The 16,774-nt window shown below is 42.8% G+C and carries 15 protein-coding genes; 13 read left to right on the forward strand and 2 right to left on the reverse strand.

Annotated elements, in window-relative coordinates:
* Positions 1-37: 37 nt before the first annotated feature.
* The 11 genes from ACUC6J_RS04820 to ACUC6J_RS04870 all read left to right on the forward strand — a co-directional run bounded on the left by ACUC6J_RS04820 (position 38) and on the right by ACUC6J_RS04870 (position 11,782).
* Entirely contained in the window at positions 38-1,555 is a 1,518-nt protein-coding gene (locus ACUC6J_RS04820; RefSeq protein ID WP_447249834.1) for a glycoside hydrolase family 30 protein, read from the forward strand.
* A 304-nt stretch (positions 1,556-1,859) separates the two neighbouring features.
* Entirely contained in the window at positions 1,860-2,528 is a 669-nt protein-coding gene (locus ACUC6J_RS04825) for an S-layer homology domain-containing protein (protein ID WP_290403527.1), read from the forward strand.
* A 100-nt stretch (positions 2,529-2,628) separates the two neighbouring features.
* Positions 2,629-3,117: a hypothetical protein gene (locus ACUC6J_RS04830; protein ID WP_025364121.1), complete on the forward strand. Its 489-nt coding sequence runs from the start codon at positions 2,629-2,631 to the stop codon at positions 3,115-3,117.
* A gap of 1,586 nt (positions 3,118-4,703) precedes the next feature.
* Positions 4,704-5,570: a hypothetical protein gene (locus ACUC6J_RS04835; RefSeq protein WP_447249835.1), complete on the forward strand. Its 867-nt coding sequence runs from the start codon at positions 4,704-4,706 to the stop codon at positions 5,568-5,570.
* A gap of 108 nt (positions 5,571-5,678) precedes the next feature.
* The gene (locus ACUC6J_RS04840; RefSeq protein WP_447249836.1) at positions 5,679-6,185 is read left to right on the forward strand and encodes a hypothetical protein; all 507 of its coding nucleotides are present in this window, start codon (positions 5,679-5,681) and stop codon (positions 6,183-6,185) included.
* Positions 6,186-6,989: 804 nt separating this feature from the next.
* Positions 6,990-7,331 carry an iron-sulfur cluster biosynthesis family protein gene (locus ACUC6J_RS04845; RefSeq protein ID WP_013369597.1) on the forward strand — a complete coding sequence of 114 codons (342 nt, stop codon included), beginning with the start codon at positions 6,990-6,992 and terminating at the stop codon, positions 7,329-7,331.
* A 145-nt stretch (positions 7,332-7,476) separates the two neighbouring features.
* The gene (locus ACUC6J_RS04850; protein ID WP_025364125.1) at positions 7,477-8,034 is read left to right on the forward strand and encodes an SLOG family protein; all 558 of its coding nucleotides are present in this window, start codon (positions 7,477-7,479) and stop codon (positions 8,032-8,034) included.
* 156 nt (positions 8,035-8,190) lie between these two features.
* Positions 8,191-10,056, forward strand: coding sequence for a rhamnogalacturonan lyase (locus ACUC6J_RS04855; RefSeq protein WP_447249837.1), 1,866 nt, complete (start codon positions 8,191-8,193; stop codon positions 10,054-10,056).
* 176 nt (positions 10,057-10,232) lie between these two features.
* On the forward strand, positions 10,233-10,466 hold the full coding sequence (locus ACUC6J_RS04860) for a hypothetical protein (RefSeq protein ID WP_447249838.1): 234 nt from the start codon (positions 10,233-10,235) through the stop codon (positions 10,464-10,466).
* Positions 10,467-10,577: 111 nt separating this feature from the next.
* Positions 10,578-11,444 (forward strand): DL-endopeptidase inhibitor IseA family protein, encoded by an 867-nt coding sequence (locus ACUC6J_RS04865; RefSeq protein WP_290403522.1) that lies wholly within the window; start codon positions 10,578-10,580, stop codon positions 11,442-11,444.
* A 92-nt stretch (positions 11,445-11,536) separates the two neighbouring features.
* The gene (locus ACUC6J_RS04870; protein WP_016819915.1) at positions 11,537-11,782 is read left to right on the forward strand and encodes an HPr family phosphocarrier protein; all 246 of its coding nucleotides are present in this window, start codon (positions 11,537-11,539) and stop codon (positions 11,780-11,782) included.
* A 90-nt stretch (positions 11,783-11,872) separates the two neighbouring features.
* On the opposite strand, the gene ACUC6J_RS04875 is transcribed toward ACUC6J_RS04870, so the two are convergent.
* Positions 11,873-12,661 carry a formate/nitrite transporter family protein gene (locus ACUC6J_RS04875; protein WP_016819917.1) on the reverse strand — a complete coding sequence of 263 codons (789 nt, stop codon included), beginning with the start codon at positions 12,659-12,661 and terminating at the stop codon, positions 11,873-11,875.
* A gap of 89 nt (positions 12,662-12,750) precedes the next feature.
* On the reverse strand, positions 12,751-13,533 hold the full coding sequence (locus ACUC6J_RS04880) for a Cof-type HAD-IIB family hydrolase (RefSeq protein ID WP_447249839.1): 783 nt from the start codon (positions 13,531-13,533) through the stop codon (positions 12,751-12,753).
* 198 nt (positions 13,534-13,731) lie between these two features.
* Between ACUC6J_RS04880 and ACUC6J_RS04885 the strand changes: the two genes are divergently transcribed.
* Together ACUC6J_RS04885 and fabD are read left to right on the forward strand one after the other, a co-directional pair.
* Positions 13,732-14,751: a WXG100 family type VII secretion target gene (locus ACUC6J_RS04885; RefSeq protein ID WP_447249840.1), complete on the forward strand. Its 1,020-nt coding sequence runs from the start codon at positions 13,732-13,734 to the stop codon at positions 14,749-14,751.
* Between the two features lie 797 nt (positions 14,752-15,548).
* Entirely contained in the window at positions 15,549-16,760 is a 1,212-nt protein-coding gene (fabD, locus tag ACUC6J_RS04890; RefSeq protein WP_447249841.1) for an ACP S-malonyltransferase, read from the forward strand.
* Positions 16,761-16,774: the final 14 nt, after the last annotated feature.

Genomic DNA, 16,774 nt, shown 5'->3' on the forward strand with positions numbered 1-16,774 from the left:
ATGGAGACAGGATGATTATAGAGAGAGGAGGATATAGATGAAGAAACTCCAAAAACAACGACGTTCTGACTTCTTGCTGCTTATAGTTGCAGCTATCATCTTGATTGGTGCTATTCTGGTCAGTCTGGCTATGCAGAATGGTGTGAACACGGCAGGCGAAAAGAATGTCAGTATGTGGCTAACCACACCGGACCCCGCGAATCGTCTAACACAGCAAGCCCCAATTCCATGGAGAATAGACGACAGTAACGAAGCTGCAGCGAGTGCGGATACACTGACGGTTGAGATTAGACCCAATATTCGTTACCAGACGATAGAAGGGTTTGGTGCAGCCGTGTCCGGTTCGTCCGCATATCTGATGAATCATGGCATGTCTGCCAATCAACGTGACCAGTTGCTCAATGATTTGTTTACAGCTGGCGGCATTCAATTAAGCTATATTCGCCATACCATTGGAGCATCAGATTATTCAGTGGATGAACAGGGACAACCTAGCAGCTATACTTACGATGATGTGGCAACCGGCAAGGACTATGAGCTAAATCATTTTTCCATTGCCAAGGATCGGGATGTGATCGATGTGCTGAAGCAAATTCTGAGAAGAAACCAGGATCTACGGATTATGGGGACTCCATGGACGGCCCCGCCCTGGATGAAATATGGTGAGCAGATATATAACGGCTGGTATTTGGACTATACCGATCCGCGTGTCTATCAGGCGTATGCTGACTATTTCGTTCGTTATATACAAGCCTATGCGAACGAGGGAGTCCCAATTCAGGCGATTTCCATTCAAAATGAACCGGAATTCACCACGTCCAAGTATCCCAGCATGAGTATGGGAGCAGTGGAGCAGGCGAAATTTATCAAGCAATACTTAGGCCCTGCTTTAAGTCGAAACGATTTGTCTACCCACATTATTGCCTTTGACCATAACTGGGATACAGGGAGTGAGTATGCCAAGACCGTGCTGGGAGACGAACAGGCTCGAAGCTATACGCACGGAACAGCCTTTCATTGCTACCAAGGAGAGCCGACAGCGATGACAGACGTGCACGATGCTTTTCCGGATAAGCCTGTCTATATGACAGAATGCAGCGGAGGAGCATGGAGCCCGGGCTTTGGAGATGATTTAAGCTGGGATATGTCCAAGCTGATTATTGGCGCACCTCGAAACTGGTCGCAAAACGTCCTCTTTTGGAATATTGCACTTGATCCATCCGGCGGTCCGGCCAATGGTGGATGTACCAACTGCAGAGGTGTAGTGACCATCGACCCGTTAAGCGGTGCCGTTACAAAAAATGTAGAATACTATGCGATTGGACATGCCAGCAAATTTGTTCGTCCAGGTGCGGTACGTATTGATTCTACCCACTATAGTGGAAGTATCGAAACAGTCGCTTATCGTAACCCCGACGGTACGCTGGTCCTGATTGCCGCCAATACGGGAGAGAACACCAAGACCTTTAAGGTTCGGCAGGGAAATCAAGTTTTCAAATCAACCCTTCCATCCAAGTCAGCAGCTACCTTTCAATGGGAGCCTACAACTTCCTGATACGGTCTCTACATCAATGTTTATAAAAATTTTAGAGTGCTTAGCCCTAACTGGCTAAGTGCTCTTTTTTTTCTACCAAGTTCCAATTGTGAATAAATAAAATTTTAATATTGTTCAGAATCGGTTCAGAAGCGGATGATAAGATCTTTTCACTAACAAAAGAATGAACCGTGAACGAGGAAAAACTGGTGATCAAGAACCAATAAAGAATGGCAGAAGGCGCTAATTGTGACGTTGCTGGCAGGTATGGCATGAAGACCACAGCTTTGTTCATGTGGAAAAGAAAGGGGACACGTCAGTAATTGTGAGTAAAGCGAATACAGTATCTTTTACCGATCAATCCAATATGTCATCCCAAGCGTTGCAGGTGGTACAGGAGGCTGTGAAGCAAGGGCTGATCACCGGTTATCCAGATGGCTCATTTCAGCCAGATCAACCACTGACGGGTAAGGAAATGGCCGCTTTGCTGGCTAATGCACTTAAGCTTGCCGTAACGGCGAAAGCAGTAACTTTTAATGACACACAGGGGAGTTGGGCCCTTCCTTATATAGAGGCGGTGCGTGCGGCAGGTCTAATGACTGAGGACCCAACGGGAGCTTTCCACCCGGGTGCTCCGGTGAGTCATGAGGAATGTGGCAGTTCTATAACGAATCCAACACCCACACCTAACCATGTACCTGTTACAGCCACAGTTCCTCCCGATCAATATGGCATTGTAGGTTCTGAAGATACACTAGTAGATTTAAAAAATGTATTTTTTGGTGCTGATCAGGATGAGCTATCGTATCGTGCGATCACTTCAGATGTAAACGTAGTAAAAGCAGAAGTAGCAAGTCAACAGCTTACGTTAAAGCCCAAATCAGCAGGAAGCACACAGGTGTTTGTGACAGCAGAGGATGGGAAAGGTGGTAGAGCGAGCGTGTTTTTCACCTATACAGTCACTGGCTCTACTTATAGCTCAACTTTGATCTAATTAGATGTTACAAAGCTCGACGTTCACGTTGTATTTAGGGGTACCGCCTGGCAGAGCGACTATATTTCAGGTTCATTAGGAACCACAGGAGGCATTTCTTTTGTTCTTTTCACAATATGTCGATGGTGGAGACGGTCGCATCGTGCTGCAATTGTTTTACAACCGAGAATGTGACTTCTCTCATAAAATAGAAGGATATGAGCTGGAGGTTCACCAATTCATGAAAAATACGAACCGCATGAACGTGTCCAGCATAGCGCTATATCCGGTTAACCCATTAATACCGTATCTGATCATAAACAGCATCTTTTACGATTTTATAGATGTTACAAATGTTTCCTATTTTAATCAAGAGGGTCATTTTTATAACCCAAGCGAATTTAATACGGTCGCATATGTACTAAAATATCATGGAACTGTGGTAGATGTGCTTGGAGAGCCTCATTCGCAGGATCAATTGTTTCCTCAAGGTGGGACATTTGTTCGTAAACAAGGTATAACATGCGGATCGCCCGTTTTTAATCAGCAGAATGAGTGGATTGCATACCCGAAAGGTACTTATCAATATGTGGGAAGGCATACACCTTAATTGTGTATATTGGGGGGAGGCAAAAAAACTTCGAACAGAAAAGCTGAAGGTTTTCACTGCATGTATCTTACAATATTTGGCAGACTTACTTTTGCGAAATTAGTTTATAAGGATTGCTTGGTAAAAAATTAGAGATTTCCATACAGATTTGGTTGGATGCTTCTAATGGAGAAAGATGTGTAGTTATGCATGAGTTATGCTTGGCAGTAGCTTGCTTTTCAACGTTTCCCATCAATCTACCGGGTCATATTCTCCGGCTAACACAAGAATGGAAGAATTGTAACAAAAGATTAAGACTTCAATGAGCCAGAATTATAGTATCCTTGAATGAAAGTTCAACACTCCAAGGAGTAGTTTTCCTTCGCGGTCTCTACTCCTTTTGGCATTAAGCTATAAAGGGAAACGTTTGTTTAATCAAACAGCGGTAGTCTAGGACTTTATTTTTCGTCCAAGGCTGCTGCTGTCTTTTTTTTGGGGACAATCGGATACTTATTTTATCGAGTTTGCCGATTTTGAAAATTGAAAAGACGCTTGGAACTGTATATCTAGTCTAATATTTTACTTACTTATGCTTATGCCAGGTATTTTTTTATGATGTAGTTTTCCTATATTTATAACCAAATCGTTTTTGCCTCTGTTAACTTCCCTCGTGTCCTCAATGCAATTGAAGTAGCGATCCGTTATCAATTTTGATTGATTTGTCTTCTGTTATTAGTACAAGCATTTTTCATCCTCTTAGCATGTAATAGAGCATGAGGGGAGGTGAATCCAATTGGCTAATACACGTCGTCCAGTAAAAAAGAAAATAACGCAATATAACTCTCCAGAACACAGATGTCACAGAAGATGTCGCAGAGCTTGCTGGTATGGTGACCACTGGGATCTTTGCGAGGAATGCAGAGTAGACCATAACGGAAACAACAACAGCTCGCGCAAAAATAGTGGTAAAAGCAGCGTTGTGAAGAAAGTGAAAAAAATCAAGAAAACTTGCAAATGTGGAAAACGATAAGTAATCAAAAACATCTGTTTGCGCTTAAAAGCCTTCTCTGTTAATACAAGAGGGGGCTTTTAAGGTTATAAAACCACAATAAAAAACATATCGGGGGATATATCATGGGATGGTTAGCAGAGGGCGTAAAGAAGAAAACAATGACCATTCGAGAGTCTACGACATTATGGAGGCATACAATACATATGAAAAATGTATCTATATCACTAAAGCGATGAAAATAGTAAACACCTGGATTAAAAACTGTGGTACTAAGATTAAAAATTCCATTTTTATTTCCTCCTTATTAAGTTTTCTTCTTACGAAAATGTTGAACATAAACTACGACCCTAAACGATGTATAACTTTTTTCCTAAATTTCTAATGTACAAAAATAGTATTATATGATCAATTGATAGTCATTTACTATAAAATGATTAAAAACACTAGAAAATTTTAAAAAATATCACTATAATAGATGTGATAATGACAAATATTATAAAAAATGAGGTCTTGATTCCAATTCTAATTTAGCAAATGTACATCCGAAGATTTTACTTAAATAGATCAAAAAAATAATGGGAAGAGGGAATTTTGAATGAAGAAAAAATGGTTTACGCTACTTGCTACACTTACAATGGTGGCTGCATTAGGTACTTCTGTATCCGCTGCACCTGTTGTTCCGTCGGCTGATACTTCAGTTTCGGTTTCTGCTTCTGAAGCTTTAACAAAAGATCAAGCTACATCCGAAACTGCTGTCGATCAATCCGAGCAAGAGGCTCAAAAAGTTGTCACAAAATACTTAACTGCTATGCACGAAAAGAATTTTTCGGATGCAGTAAGTCTGGTCAAAGATTCGCGGTATCTAAGTGAAGAAAAACAAATTCAGAAGTATGAGGAATACAGTAATAGAACTGATTTTGACAAAATTGAAGTTGTTGGTGCCCAAAAAGAGTCCAATTCGAGTGTAGCAGTTACAGTCAAAGAGGATGGGGAAAAACAAAATTTGAAAGTAATCAAAGATGGTGAAGAGTGGAAGTTAGTTCTTGGTGATGGCAATCCTGCAACCGTTAAAGCACTGAATCCATCTGAAATTTCTACAAATGCGGCTGTAGACTATTATAGACTTAGTGGGGTTCAATATGGAACTGTACTAATTGGGGGCGACGCATTTTCTGTTGGTTCATCCCATTCGGCGACAATCAAAGGATGGCAAGACACAGGTATTAGTGACGTAAAAGCTGTTAATAGATATGAGATTGTGCAAGATGTATGGAATGGATGGAAAGAATGGAGTGTTCCACAGAAGGTATCTGGAAACAGTTCTGAAAAAGATTCTAGTACCTGGTACAGTAGATCTTTTGATGGTATCCCGGCAGGTAGTGGATATCATATCAGAATTACTGGACTAACCACACCAGACGGTTACGGTGCAAGCGGAGCAGGGAATGTTTACGTAAACTAAAAGGTGAATTTTTTAAAAAAACAGGTTTCTTATTACTGAAACCTGTTTTTTTCTTTTTTTTACTAGCTTTTACAGTTATACTATCTTGTAGAGGGAGGTGAGTGAAAATTGAAAAAGGCAAAAGTATTTTTTATTATGTTAATCGCTGGTCTAATTGTAACCGAACAGGCGGTTGATATTCTTACGACTCGTGGACGTGGGGAAGCAATTTACAAAATGGGTATGTTAATCCCTGCCCAAGATTTTTATCTATACTTATATGGGTCCATTTTTTTGTTGATAGGGGTCTTACTTATCTTGTCCCCTTTACTATTCAGAAAGTTTTTTATGACCAGAGAAAAAAGAGTATCAACTAGCTCTAAAGTAAAGTGGAATTTGAAAAGAGCGGTAGTATTTTCTATTGTGTTAATCGCTGGTCTAATTGTAACCGAGCAGGCGATTGATATTCTTACGACTCGTGGACGTGGTGAGGCTATTTACAAAATGGGTATGTTAATCCCTGCTCAAGATTTTTATCTATATTTGTACGGGTCTATTTTCTTGTTGTTAGGGATTTTGCTTATCTTGTCTCCTTTTCTATTTAGAAAGTCTTTTATAGCCAAGAAGAGTGTCTAAGGTTTGGAAACAATAGGGGTTGGTAAGCATGTCTACTTGCTCTGATTGCAGTCATAATAGGTATTATTTTGTTCGGATTTCTGTTTACTTATTTGTTTATCGTTATCAGAAGATGGAAAAGAAAGCGGAATAAAATGACTTGATTGGAATGAAAAAGACGTTTCTGGGAAAGCAGGAACGTCTTTTTAATGTTCCTCGTGCTTGGCATGTTCCTCGGCTCAATTGTTGTCTTCCGAAGACATTGGGATCTCGTACCAGTTCCTTCAGTTGAATTGTTTTCATTCAAAAAAACGAACGCTACATTTGAAGCTGCAATGCTGATTGATTGAGAAGTAGGGGGTTTCTGGAGAAATTCAGGAGAGCCCTTTTTAATACATGGTTGAAACTAAAGGCTGGTTTTAACCAGCCGGGGTATCTGTAGCAAGTAGACTGGCTGATCGACAAGTAAGGGAGAGACTCCCTCTGTTTCATATTTAATAAATAAAAATTTGACATCAATCAAATCATATTTCCCTCGGTTGTCCTCCAAAAAGTCTTGAAGATATCCCATCTCTCACTAACCATTAATAATGCTACTTTTGAGAGCTTCTTTTTCACTAGGAACCATACCTAACAGGAGAGAGGCAATACCTGCTGCCAAGCTAGGTGCAGTGTATCCTTTTGTAAATGCGATCATTAATGATCTCCTTGTACTTAAAGTTTTTAGATGATTATAATGAAAATATAGTTTATATTTAGACTTTTTGAAGTTGTAGAGTCCTAATATATCCAAACACTTCAATTACAAAGGAGAGAATTCATTTCATGAGTATACATTTAGAGTTGGATTCCTTGTCGGTTGAAAGGCTAGCAATGGTCCTTTCAGGACGGCCAGGCATGTTCAAGTTGTTTTATGATACAGAGGATTGTGGATGCAACGGCGTACTTACCATTTTGGTGATCGATGCACCGAATGCAACCGACACAGCAATTCAGTCCGATTCGTATTCTTTTTGGGTAGATCGGCAGCAGGAGCAGCAGTTCGATAGCCAAATGCGGCTTGAGGCAGATCCAAGTTACCCATCGTTCAAAGTAAGTAGCGATGCTGGTATATTGAGCAGCAATGTTAGAATTCAAGATCGGCGTGTAAACTCGTCCAAGGCGTGATATGCGGAGGTAATAAAAATATTAAGCACCAAAAAGCAATGCTAAATTAACACCAGCTTCCCAAAAACGAACCTTGTTAAGCCCATAGGGCAGAGGTTCGTTTTTACAATAATCTTTATGATAATTTCAGAAGGACGATGAGATGATGAAAAACTTGCTCGTTTCTGGCTATCGTGCCCATGAGCTGAATATTTTTAGTCAAAAGCACGAAGGTATTCCATACATTAAAAAGGCGATTGCAGGCAGACTGATTCCCCTGATCGAAGAAGGGCTGGAATGGGTAATTACCCCTGGTCAATACGGGGTGGACTTGTGGGCTTGCGAGGTCGTCATTGCATTAAAGGAGCAATATCCTCACTTAAAATGCTCTATTATGATGGCTTATCAAAATATGGAGGAAAAATGGAAAGAGGATAAAAAGGAATATTTTCAGCAGATTTGTGCCGAAGTTGACTATGTGGGAGTGGTTAGCCGCCAGCCGTATCAGGGAATATGGCAACTCAAGGCACGGGATGAACTCCTTTTCCGCAAAACAGACGGTTTATTGCTTGTGTACGATGAGGATGCCGGAGAGGGCAGCCCACGTTTTATGAAGGAACTGGCATTGAAAAAACAACAGGCAGAAGGCTATCAATATATCAGTATTAGCTCAGAGGATATCCAAAGCATAGCTGACGAAGAACGATTATTCATGGACCTCTGATTTTTAAAGCATTAGCCCGGATTTTTGAACAAAAAGGACGGAATCGTCCCTTTACAATGATGTAAGCGCTATCATAAGATTTAAACAACCATAACTTATCAGTCATATAAAATAAATTCATTGAAAATACAAACCATGAAAGGAGCTAATGATCAGATGAACAAAAAATTTCGGCATACTGTGTTGCTCTGTCTCGGTGTCATGTTGTGTGGAGTGGTCACTCCAATGGATAGCCCAATCTCAGCTGCGTCTACGAGGCAAATGGAGAAGCTGAACAGGGGAACTGTCGCAGTGAAGGTACCAGAGGGTATACTGGTGAGCTGGCGTTTATTGGGTACGGAAGCGGATTCGGTTGGCTTCAATCTGTACAGAGGGTCAAGCAAGGTGAATGATGCGCCGATTACATCGAGAACCAACTTTCTGGACAAGGCAGGTACGACATCATCTTCGTATACCGTTCGTGCCGTGGTCAATGGAGCAGAGCAGGCCGCTTCTCCAGCGGTAAAGGTATGGAACAACAACTATCTGGACGTTCCCATCCAGCAGCCTGCAGGAGGCACAACCCTGGATCATGTGAACTACACGTACAATGCCAATGATGCCAGTGTGGGGGATCTCGATGGGGATGGCGAATATGAGATTGTGTTGAAATGGGACCCTTCCAATTCTAAGGATAATTCGCAATCCGGTTATACGGGAAATGTATTTTTGGACGGATATGAGCTGGATGGAACACGCAAATGGCGAATTGATCTGGGACGGAATATTCGGGCTGGTGCACACTATACGCAATTTCTCGTCTATGATTTTGATGGAGATGGTAAAGCAGAGGTTGTATGCAAGACAGCAGACGGCACGGTAGATGGTACAGGAGTAAAGATTGGCGACGCTTTGGCTGATCATCGCAACACGAGTGGATATATTTTGAAAGGTCCCGAGTTTCTAACTGTGTTCTCAGGTGATACAGGCAAGGCTCTTAGCACGATTGACTATGTACCTCCGCGCGGAACGGTGTCCAGCTGGGGAGATAACTATGGTAACCGTGTGGATCGTTTTCTCGCCGGGGTTGCTTATCTGGATGGCGTAAGACCCAGCATAGTGATGGCACGTGGTTACTACACGCGCACCGTTCTAGTCGCATATGATTGGCGGAACGGCAATCTAAGCCGCCGCTGGACCTTTGACAGCAATAGCTCCACCAATGCCGGGACGGCTGGACAGGGGAATCACAGTTTGAGCGTGGCAGATGTGGATGGAGATGATAAGGATGAGATCGTGTATGGCTCGCTGGTTGTAGACGATAACGGGGTGAAGCTGGCTAACACGGGGATGGGACACGGCGATGCACTTCATGTAGGCGATTTGGACCCGGATCGTTCAGGTTATGAAGTGTTCAAGGTGAACGAGGACAAAAATGCCACTTACGGAGCCGCCATGTATGATCCGCGTAATGGCAACATTTTATGGGGCGTAAAAACAGGCAAGGATACCGGACGAGGCATGTCGGCAGACATTGATCCGCGTACCAAAGGAAACGAGCAGTGGGCACCGGGCATTGGGTTACGTTCAGCCAAGGGAGAGCTCATTACCAACACGATGCCGTCCTCCATTAACTTCGGAATTTGGTGGGATGGGAATCTCCTCCGTGAACTGCTGGATCATACCTCCTCAAGCGCTGGTAAAATCGACAAGTGGAACTATACGAACTCGACGACTTCCAACTTGCTTACGGCCACAGGGACGAGTTCCAATAACGGGACCAAAGGAACGCCGTCGCTGCAGGCTGATCTGTTCGGTGACTGGCGGGAGGAAGTCATTTGGCGCAAAAGTGATAATTCGGCGCTTCGTATCTATACAACACCTTATGAGTCAGAACACCGATTTTACACGCTTATGCATGATCCGGTGTACCGCCTGAGTGTGGCCTGGCAGAACGTAGCCTATAATCAGCCACCGCACACCGGATTTTATTTGGGAGAAGGGATGTCCAAGCCCCAGCAGCCGAACATATACACTCCTTGATGTGCAGCAGCTCGATAGTGGGGTGAGTGCAGGTTAAATGAATAGTATCAGATAGGGCTCCAGGCTAATCGGGGCTCTTTTTGTTATGGGCATAGAAGAGTACGTATGATTTCCATAATAATGGGAACACTAGTTCTTATCGAGGTAATTTATGTATGGAAAAGGAGGCGGAATCTGTGAGTTCTTTAACGACAGAAAGCATGATCGAGCTCGTAACTAATGTCGGATTCCCTGCAGCATTAAGCCTGATTCTGTTAAAATACATTCTCGTCACCCTTAACCGTAGATTGGAGCAGCTGGACCAATCTATGAAGCAAATGTCACGATCCCTGGAAGAGATCGAGGCAAAGCAGGAGAAGCGGTCAGAACCTACGCTCCCGGTAAATACGGACAAACTTCGCGCAGAATGAACAAAAAAAGGCAAATAGAAACAATTTAGCAACCCAATCGAGAAACAAAATTCTTATAATAGAGACGTGTGCAGTTTATGCAGACATATGATTATGGAGGTGTATAGAAGTATGAAAATAAATACGAAACTATCCGCACTATGTGTTGCGGCCACACTTTTGAGCGCGGCACAGGTTGCCGCTGCTGCGCCCGCTGTGTCCGCTCCAGCGAACGCAGCGCAACCAAGCGTCGCCGTTCCGTCAGCTACCGTACCGGCCCAGGTGCCAGCACCAGCAGCATCTGCGTCTGTTACGACGCCGGCTCCTGCGCAAGCGCCGTCAGTTCCAGCAACAACAGCCCCAGCCGCAGGTTCCGTCCAAACGGCTAAACCAGCAGCTCCGTCTGCACCAGCATCGCGCCCATCTACGTCGGTAGCGCCAGCGGCTGTCCCGTCCGTACCATCGACTGCCAAGCCGTCCAAGCCGCAGCAGCCGTCCACTTCGGCGCCAGCTGCAGCTACGGCTACCAGCGTGAATCCAATCCAGCTGGACAAGCTGAACCATGAGAGTGCGATTCCGCTTGTGCTGGAGGCACAGTCTCGTTATCAGTATGCCACCAGCGGTGGCAAATCGTTGGGCCAAGCGTTCCAGTTGAATGGTAAAAGCTACCGCTATTTGTCCGAGGACATCGGCACGAAGACCAAATTGATCAACTATCTGACGCAGGCCTATACCAAACAGGCCAGTGAGCAATTTGTCAGTAAATTTTTTGTTGAGGTCAATGGCAGACTAGCTCAGTTGAATGCAGATGGCGGCAATTTGCTAGAGTTTAGCCGGGCTACGGCGAAAATGGTAACCATGACTCCGGTGAAGCGCAGCTACCTGCTGACCGTGCCTTATCCGGCAGAAGCCAAACAGCCAAACGAGAAAATCACCGTGAATTTTGAAAAGGTCGGCAGCTACTGGAAGGTTAGCTCCGCGCCGCATGTTATTTTCTAAATTAAGATTTTGCAACGTTCTTTATAAATAGGGTAAAGTGATGTTAAGGCTTGTTTCGTAAGCCCTAATTCAACGCAGGGGAGTGCTGTGCAATGATGACACCCATCAAGGTAAAAAACGTTAAGGATATTGAGAAGATCAATCAAATCGTATCCAATTATACGTATGACATCTGGATTCATGGCAAAAGCGGCATGGCAGATGCCAAATCCATTTTAGGCATGTATGTGCTCAAGCTGGATGAGCCGCTAACTCTGGTTGTACCTGACAACGTCAATCCCAAAAAGCTGTTCAAGGAGTTGGAGGAATTTATTCATTTTCCTGCTCAAGCAGAATAAACAGCAAAGAAGCACCTGCAGACACTGCATACGCTATTTTTCAAAATGAATGCAAAGAAGCCATAGAACTCAGGTTCCACGGCTTCTTTTTTAATGTTCCTCCTCGTCCAAAAACGGGAGATTCACCGAATAGTACATAACCCCCATAAGCAGCACGCCACCCACCAGATTCCCAAGCGTAACCGGAACGAGATTATGGATGACGCCAGCGACAGAGACCGTACCCGGATGGTCCAGCACGAGCGCAATGGCGAAAGTACACATGTTAGCTACACTATGCTCGTATCCCGAAATGAAAAAGCAGAATACAAACAGCATCATAGCGAACATCTTTGCGCCATTTTCCTTCATAAACATCGGCACAAAAAAGGCGAGGCAGACCAGCCAATTACACAAAATAGCGCGGAAGAATAGCTGCATTGCAGGCGCTTCCATTTTATGCTCAACTACGTTCAAAAGAAAGCTGTTCACGCTGGAGGAGTCAAACAGCCCTGTCAGGTATATAAGGAGTGCGAATACCCCCGCACCTAACAAGTTACCTCCATAGCTGGCAGTCCACAATCGAAGCACCTGACCCCAGCGCAGCTTTTTACGGAGCGCAGCATAGGTGTAATAGAAGGTGTTGCCAGTAAACAAATCACCGCCGCCGTACGCGATCAGAATGATGGCTGCCCCAAAGGTGAGCGCCGCCATGGGATAAGTGAATGGAGAATGCTCCATGTAAAAAAAGTTACCCGTCTTGAAGGCGACAATAACGCCGAATCCGATAAACATACTCGCCAGCATGGAACGCGCCAAATACCGGAGCAGGCTTTGCTTGTAAATTTTGTACTTCTTCAGGGCTAGCTGTTCGACATTGCGTAAGCCTTCCGTTTCCATACCAACGACAACCTCCTATTTTCTCATATCTAAGTCATTAAACCGACTTGATTTTTCCCGAAACATGCTCAGCGTGTCAAACAATTCTGTTAGCTTAACAAACCAAGATTTTGCAGTCCGTATAAAATACCGTCTTCATCTGCGCGTTTTGTGACCATTTTAGCAGCGGCTTTGGCTTCATCACAACCGTTCCCCATCGCGACACTGTTATGTATAGTTGTCAGCATCTCCACATCGTTTAATCCATCGCCAAAAGCGTATTGATTCTCATCGGCAATGCCCAGTCTGGATGTAATTTCGCGGATTCCCTTTGCTTTAGAGCCAGAGTGAGGAACAACGTCCACTGAACTTGGATGCCAGCGTACAAAGTCAAATGCTTTGAATACCGCTTCATAGTAAGGCTCTTCTTCTGCTGTACACATTAACAGCGTCTGATATATATCTCTCCCTTGGAAATAGAGCGGATCGTACCCAACCGAAATCTTGGCCTTAAGCGTTTGGACCGATTTCTCCACAAGCTCATCGTTAGGAATATTGGCCTTCATGTCCATATGATCCATATATACGAGAGCATGATTATGTGTGAGTGCCAGATCAGTCATCGCTTGCAAGGCTTCTCGATTTAGCGGATTGGTAGCGACGACTTCCCCACGGAGCACGACATATTGCCCGTTAAAGCTAACGTAGGAATCAATTTCTAACTGCTCGCGGATATCCTTGAACATAAAAGGCGCACGTCCTGTTGCGATGGCTACCTCATGTCCTTGCTCTTTCAAAGCAAAGACTGCTTTTTCTGCCGTTAACGGCATCTTCTTTTCATCGTCCAGTAATGTACCGTCGATATCAAAAAAAATAATTTTTTTGTCTGACATGTCCTTACACCTGACTTTCAATAATATATTGTCGAAATAAACTCATATGGATTCATTATATCAAAGGAACTGCTTCTGGATACACAAATACGTATAAATCCTCATGAATGTCCGACCTCTATAGCTTACAATATGAAATAAGGATTACTGTAAACTTTAATGTCTATCTCCTATTTTCGAAGATGGGATGTGATCACCATGACAAAAATCCAAGTCACACCGGAGCAGCTGGATAACGTGGCCTCCCAATTTGCCAATGCCCACGGCATACTGTATAACCAGCTGAACGGTCTGGATAGCACAATGAACCGCCTTCACAGCCAGTGGGATGGTATGGAGAGAAATCGTTTTTATAATGACTATCGTACAGCTAAATATACGCTTTCTTCTATATTAAATAAGGTTCAATCCATTGAAATTGAGCTGAAAAGCATTGCTTTGAAGTTTAGAAATGCGGATGCTGGGAGCACACGTGGCTTCTGGTCAGCCTTGGCAGCAGCGATGAACGCTAGTGCAGCGCTGGCGGGTAGCGAAGAGGCTGGAAATCATGCTGAAGATATCGTGAATTCACCCAAAAATATAGACGAGTGGGAGCAGGCAGACGCGGATAAATATCATCAATATGAGGAACTATTGAAAAACGCGGAGACCATCGGCGACAAGCAAGTCATGCAGAAAATCCACGACCAGATGAATGTCCTGCGGCTGCAATACGAGGACTCGGTTACTCGCACAGATTACAATACAGGAGAGACTTCCAAGATCACATCCGATTCCCTTGTTGCCGTCACTGAACTGACAGGTAAAGACGGAAGCAAAACAGATATATCTATAGATAAAAAAGGAAATATTATAAGTTATGAGCAAAATACGGACAAATACGATTACTGGGTCCAAAAGCATACTCAATCAGCCGGAGAACACGCTCTAGGTAAAACGGCCCAGACCGTTACCGGATATGGAATGGGTCTTATTTTGTCGCGCGGGACTGGCGTCAGTGGAACAGGTTCGGGCGCAGCCTCCGGCTGGGGGGAACACGTTGTCGGCGTTGGTGGCGGTATGATCAGTGACAAGGTGCTGTTCTCTGTTCCCGATGAGGGAGAAACCCGTACCATGATCTACCGGACAAATAAAGAAACTGGGCATGTCGAGAACATGATCATCGTCACCAAAGGTGAGAATGAAATGAAGTATCGCTATTGGGAGGATTATAACTAGGTCTTGAGCAGTGAGAGATCATAACGTGAATACGAGTATCTATAAAATCTACAGACTTTTTCAAGACTAAGCGAGCGGAAGTGGAAGACTGCGAAGCTCATCAGTTGGTAAAATCTGTAGATTTTTTCGTGCACATATTTCTAAAATTCTATTAGAGTTATTTAATTGTTACATAGTATTTATAATTTAAGCAGCAATTTCATGGGGCAAAGGACATCTGACTCATGTAGTGTCTTTAATTTATGTTTTCAAATTTAGAGCAATCAGAGCTAAGAGCAAGGTTCAAAAAAAGAGTTTAATATCATAATTTGGATAAATACAATAATATAATAAGTGTGTATATTTGTTTATCTTTTAAAAATATTTAACAATTGCATAATTTAATTTTATTTATTTTTATGTAGTGAAAATAATGAAAAAAGCTATTCTTTCAAGAAAACGACTTTATCTAATGATAATCAACAAATTTCTACATTTTGCGACCTTTTATTTACAAAAATGTAACATTCGAAGGTTGACTTATTCATTGACTTTGTTGAAATAAATCGTTATTTTAATTCGTAAAAGGAGTAAAACATGGGTTGGAATAACGATTGATAAATTATTAATACAAGCTTATTAAATGCTAGTGCACGGTAATTACATATGATTTAATTTGTTTTTAAATGATTCTTTTTTTCATTAATTATGTCGATCATAAATTTCTGCTTTAATACTATAAAGGTTATAACTTGCAACAGAAGTTAAATTTGAAAAGTACACATATTCAGGAAGCTCACTGGAGAAGAGGTTTTCAGATGAATAAAGTATCTTTTATTTTTCCTGGGCAGGGTTCGCAATATGTAGGAATGAGTAAAGAACTATGGGATAATTTTACTGTGGTAAAGCGTTTATTCGATGAAGCGGATGATATCTTAGGTGTAAAACTCTCAAAACTTTGCTTTGAAGGAGATTCCCAAGAGCTTCTTCAGACCATGAATGCCCAACCAGCCTTACTTACTGCCAGTCTTGCTGCATACTATGCTAGCAGAGAAATACTGGAACTGGAACCTCAACTGTTGGCCGGTCATAGTTTAGGAGAATACTCAGCATTGGTGTGCAGCGGTTTTTTCTCCCTTCAAGATGGACTTCAAATCGTGAGAAAACGAGGAATGTTCATGCAGCAGGCTACAGCCAATGGGGTAGGGACTATGGTTGCTGTTGCGAATGTTTCTGCTACTATTCTGGAGAGCTTATGTCAAGAGATATCTACGGATCGTGATGTTATATCTATTGCCTGTCACAATTCAAACAATCAGTACGTGCTATCGGGACATACAGAACCTATGGCTCGAATAGTGGAGAAAATCAAACGTCTAGAACATAGTAAGGTTAACTATTTAACAGTAAGCGGGCCTTTTCACAGTATTCTGATGAAGCCTGCAGCAGATAAGCTTGCCGCAGAACTAAAAAAAATCCCGCTACGCAAGGGAAGGTGGCCGGTTGTTTCCAATGTAACAGCCTTACCACATGATGAATTCTCAATTTATGACTTGCTGTACAAGCAAATGATAAGCCCTGTACGTTGGACAGATACGATGGATTATTTATACCAGAATGGTATTACTGTTGCGCTAGAATTAGGTCCGAGAAAAGTACTTGGACAGCTAATGAAAGAAAGATATCCTAGTATCTCTACTTTTTCTATTAATACCAGTTCTTCTTTAAAAGAAGCGGACAAGTGGCTAAGTAAGCAGCAAACTACACGCAAATTTACACTTGAGCGTCTGGAGGAAGGCTTTGCAGCAGCGCTTATTGCACGAAATCGAAACGGGGATTACAAACAACATATGGAGGGAGTTGTTTACCCTAGTCAGCAGATCCGAAATAGGATCAATCAACTTCATAATCATAAAAATGATACCGTTTATAATGCGGTTAATACAGAGGTGTTAGAGCTCATTCGTACTATTCTCACTACCAAGCAAGTGCCCGAGCAAGAACAACAGACGATTCTTAATATGATCTAAATAAGATTCATCAA

It is taken from the genome of Paenibacillus sp. JJ1683 (assembly GCF_053006485.1).

Bases quoted from the DNA above. Each gene is read 5' to 3' on its own strand.
- ACUC6J_RS04875 (WP_016819917.1), bottom strand. From the start codon at position 12,661: ATGGAAACGGAAGGCTTACGCAATGTCGAACAGCTAGCCCTGAAGAAG.
- ACUC6J_RS04835 (WP_447249835.1), top strand. From the start codon at position 4,704: ATGAAGAAAAAATGGTTTACGCTACTTGCTACACTTACAATGGTGGCT.
- ACUC6J_RS04865 (WP_290403522.1), top strand. From the start codon at position 10,578: ATGAAAATAAATACGAAACTATCCGCACTATGTGTTGCGGCCACACTT.
- ACUC6J_RS04855 (WP_447249837.1), top strand. From the start codon at position 8,191: ATGAACAAAAAATTTCGGCATACTGTGTTGCTCTGTCTCGGTGTCATG.
- fabD (WP_447249841.1), top strand. From the start codon at position 15,549: ATGAATAAAGTATCTTTTATTTTTCCTGGGCAGGGTTCGCAATATGTA.
- ACUC6J_RS04850 (WP_025364125.1), top strand. From the start codon at position 7,477: ATGAAAAACTTGCTCGTTTCTGGCTATCGTGCCCATGAGCTGAATATT.
- ACUC6J_RS04870 (WP_016819915.1), top strand. From the start codon at position 11,537: ATGATGACACCCATCAAGGTAAAAAACGTTAAGGATATTGAGAAGATC.
- ACUC6J_RS04845 (WP_013369597.1), top strand. From the start codon at position 6,990: ATGAGTATACATTTAGAGTTGGATTCCTTGTCGGTTGAAAGGCTAGCA.
- ACUC6J_RS04885 (WP_447249840.1), top strand. From the start codon at position 13,732: ATGACAAAAATCCAAGTCACACCGGAGCAGCTGGATAACGTGGCCTCC.
- ACUC6J_RS04880 (WP_447249839.1), bottom strand. From the start codon at position 13,533: ATGTCAGACAAAAAAATTATTTTTTTTGATATCGACGGTACATTACTG.
- ACUC6J_RS04820 (WP_447249834.1), top strand. From the start codon at position 38: ATGAAGAAACTCCAAAAACAACGACGTTCTGACTTCTTGCTGCTTATA.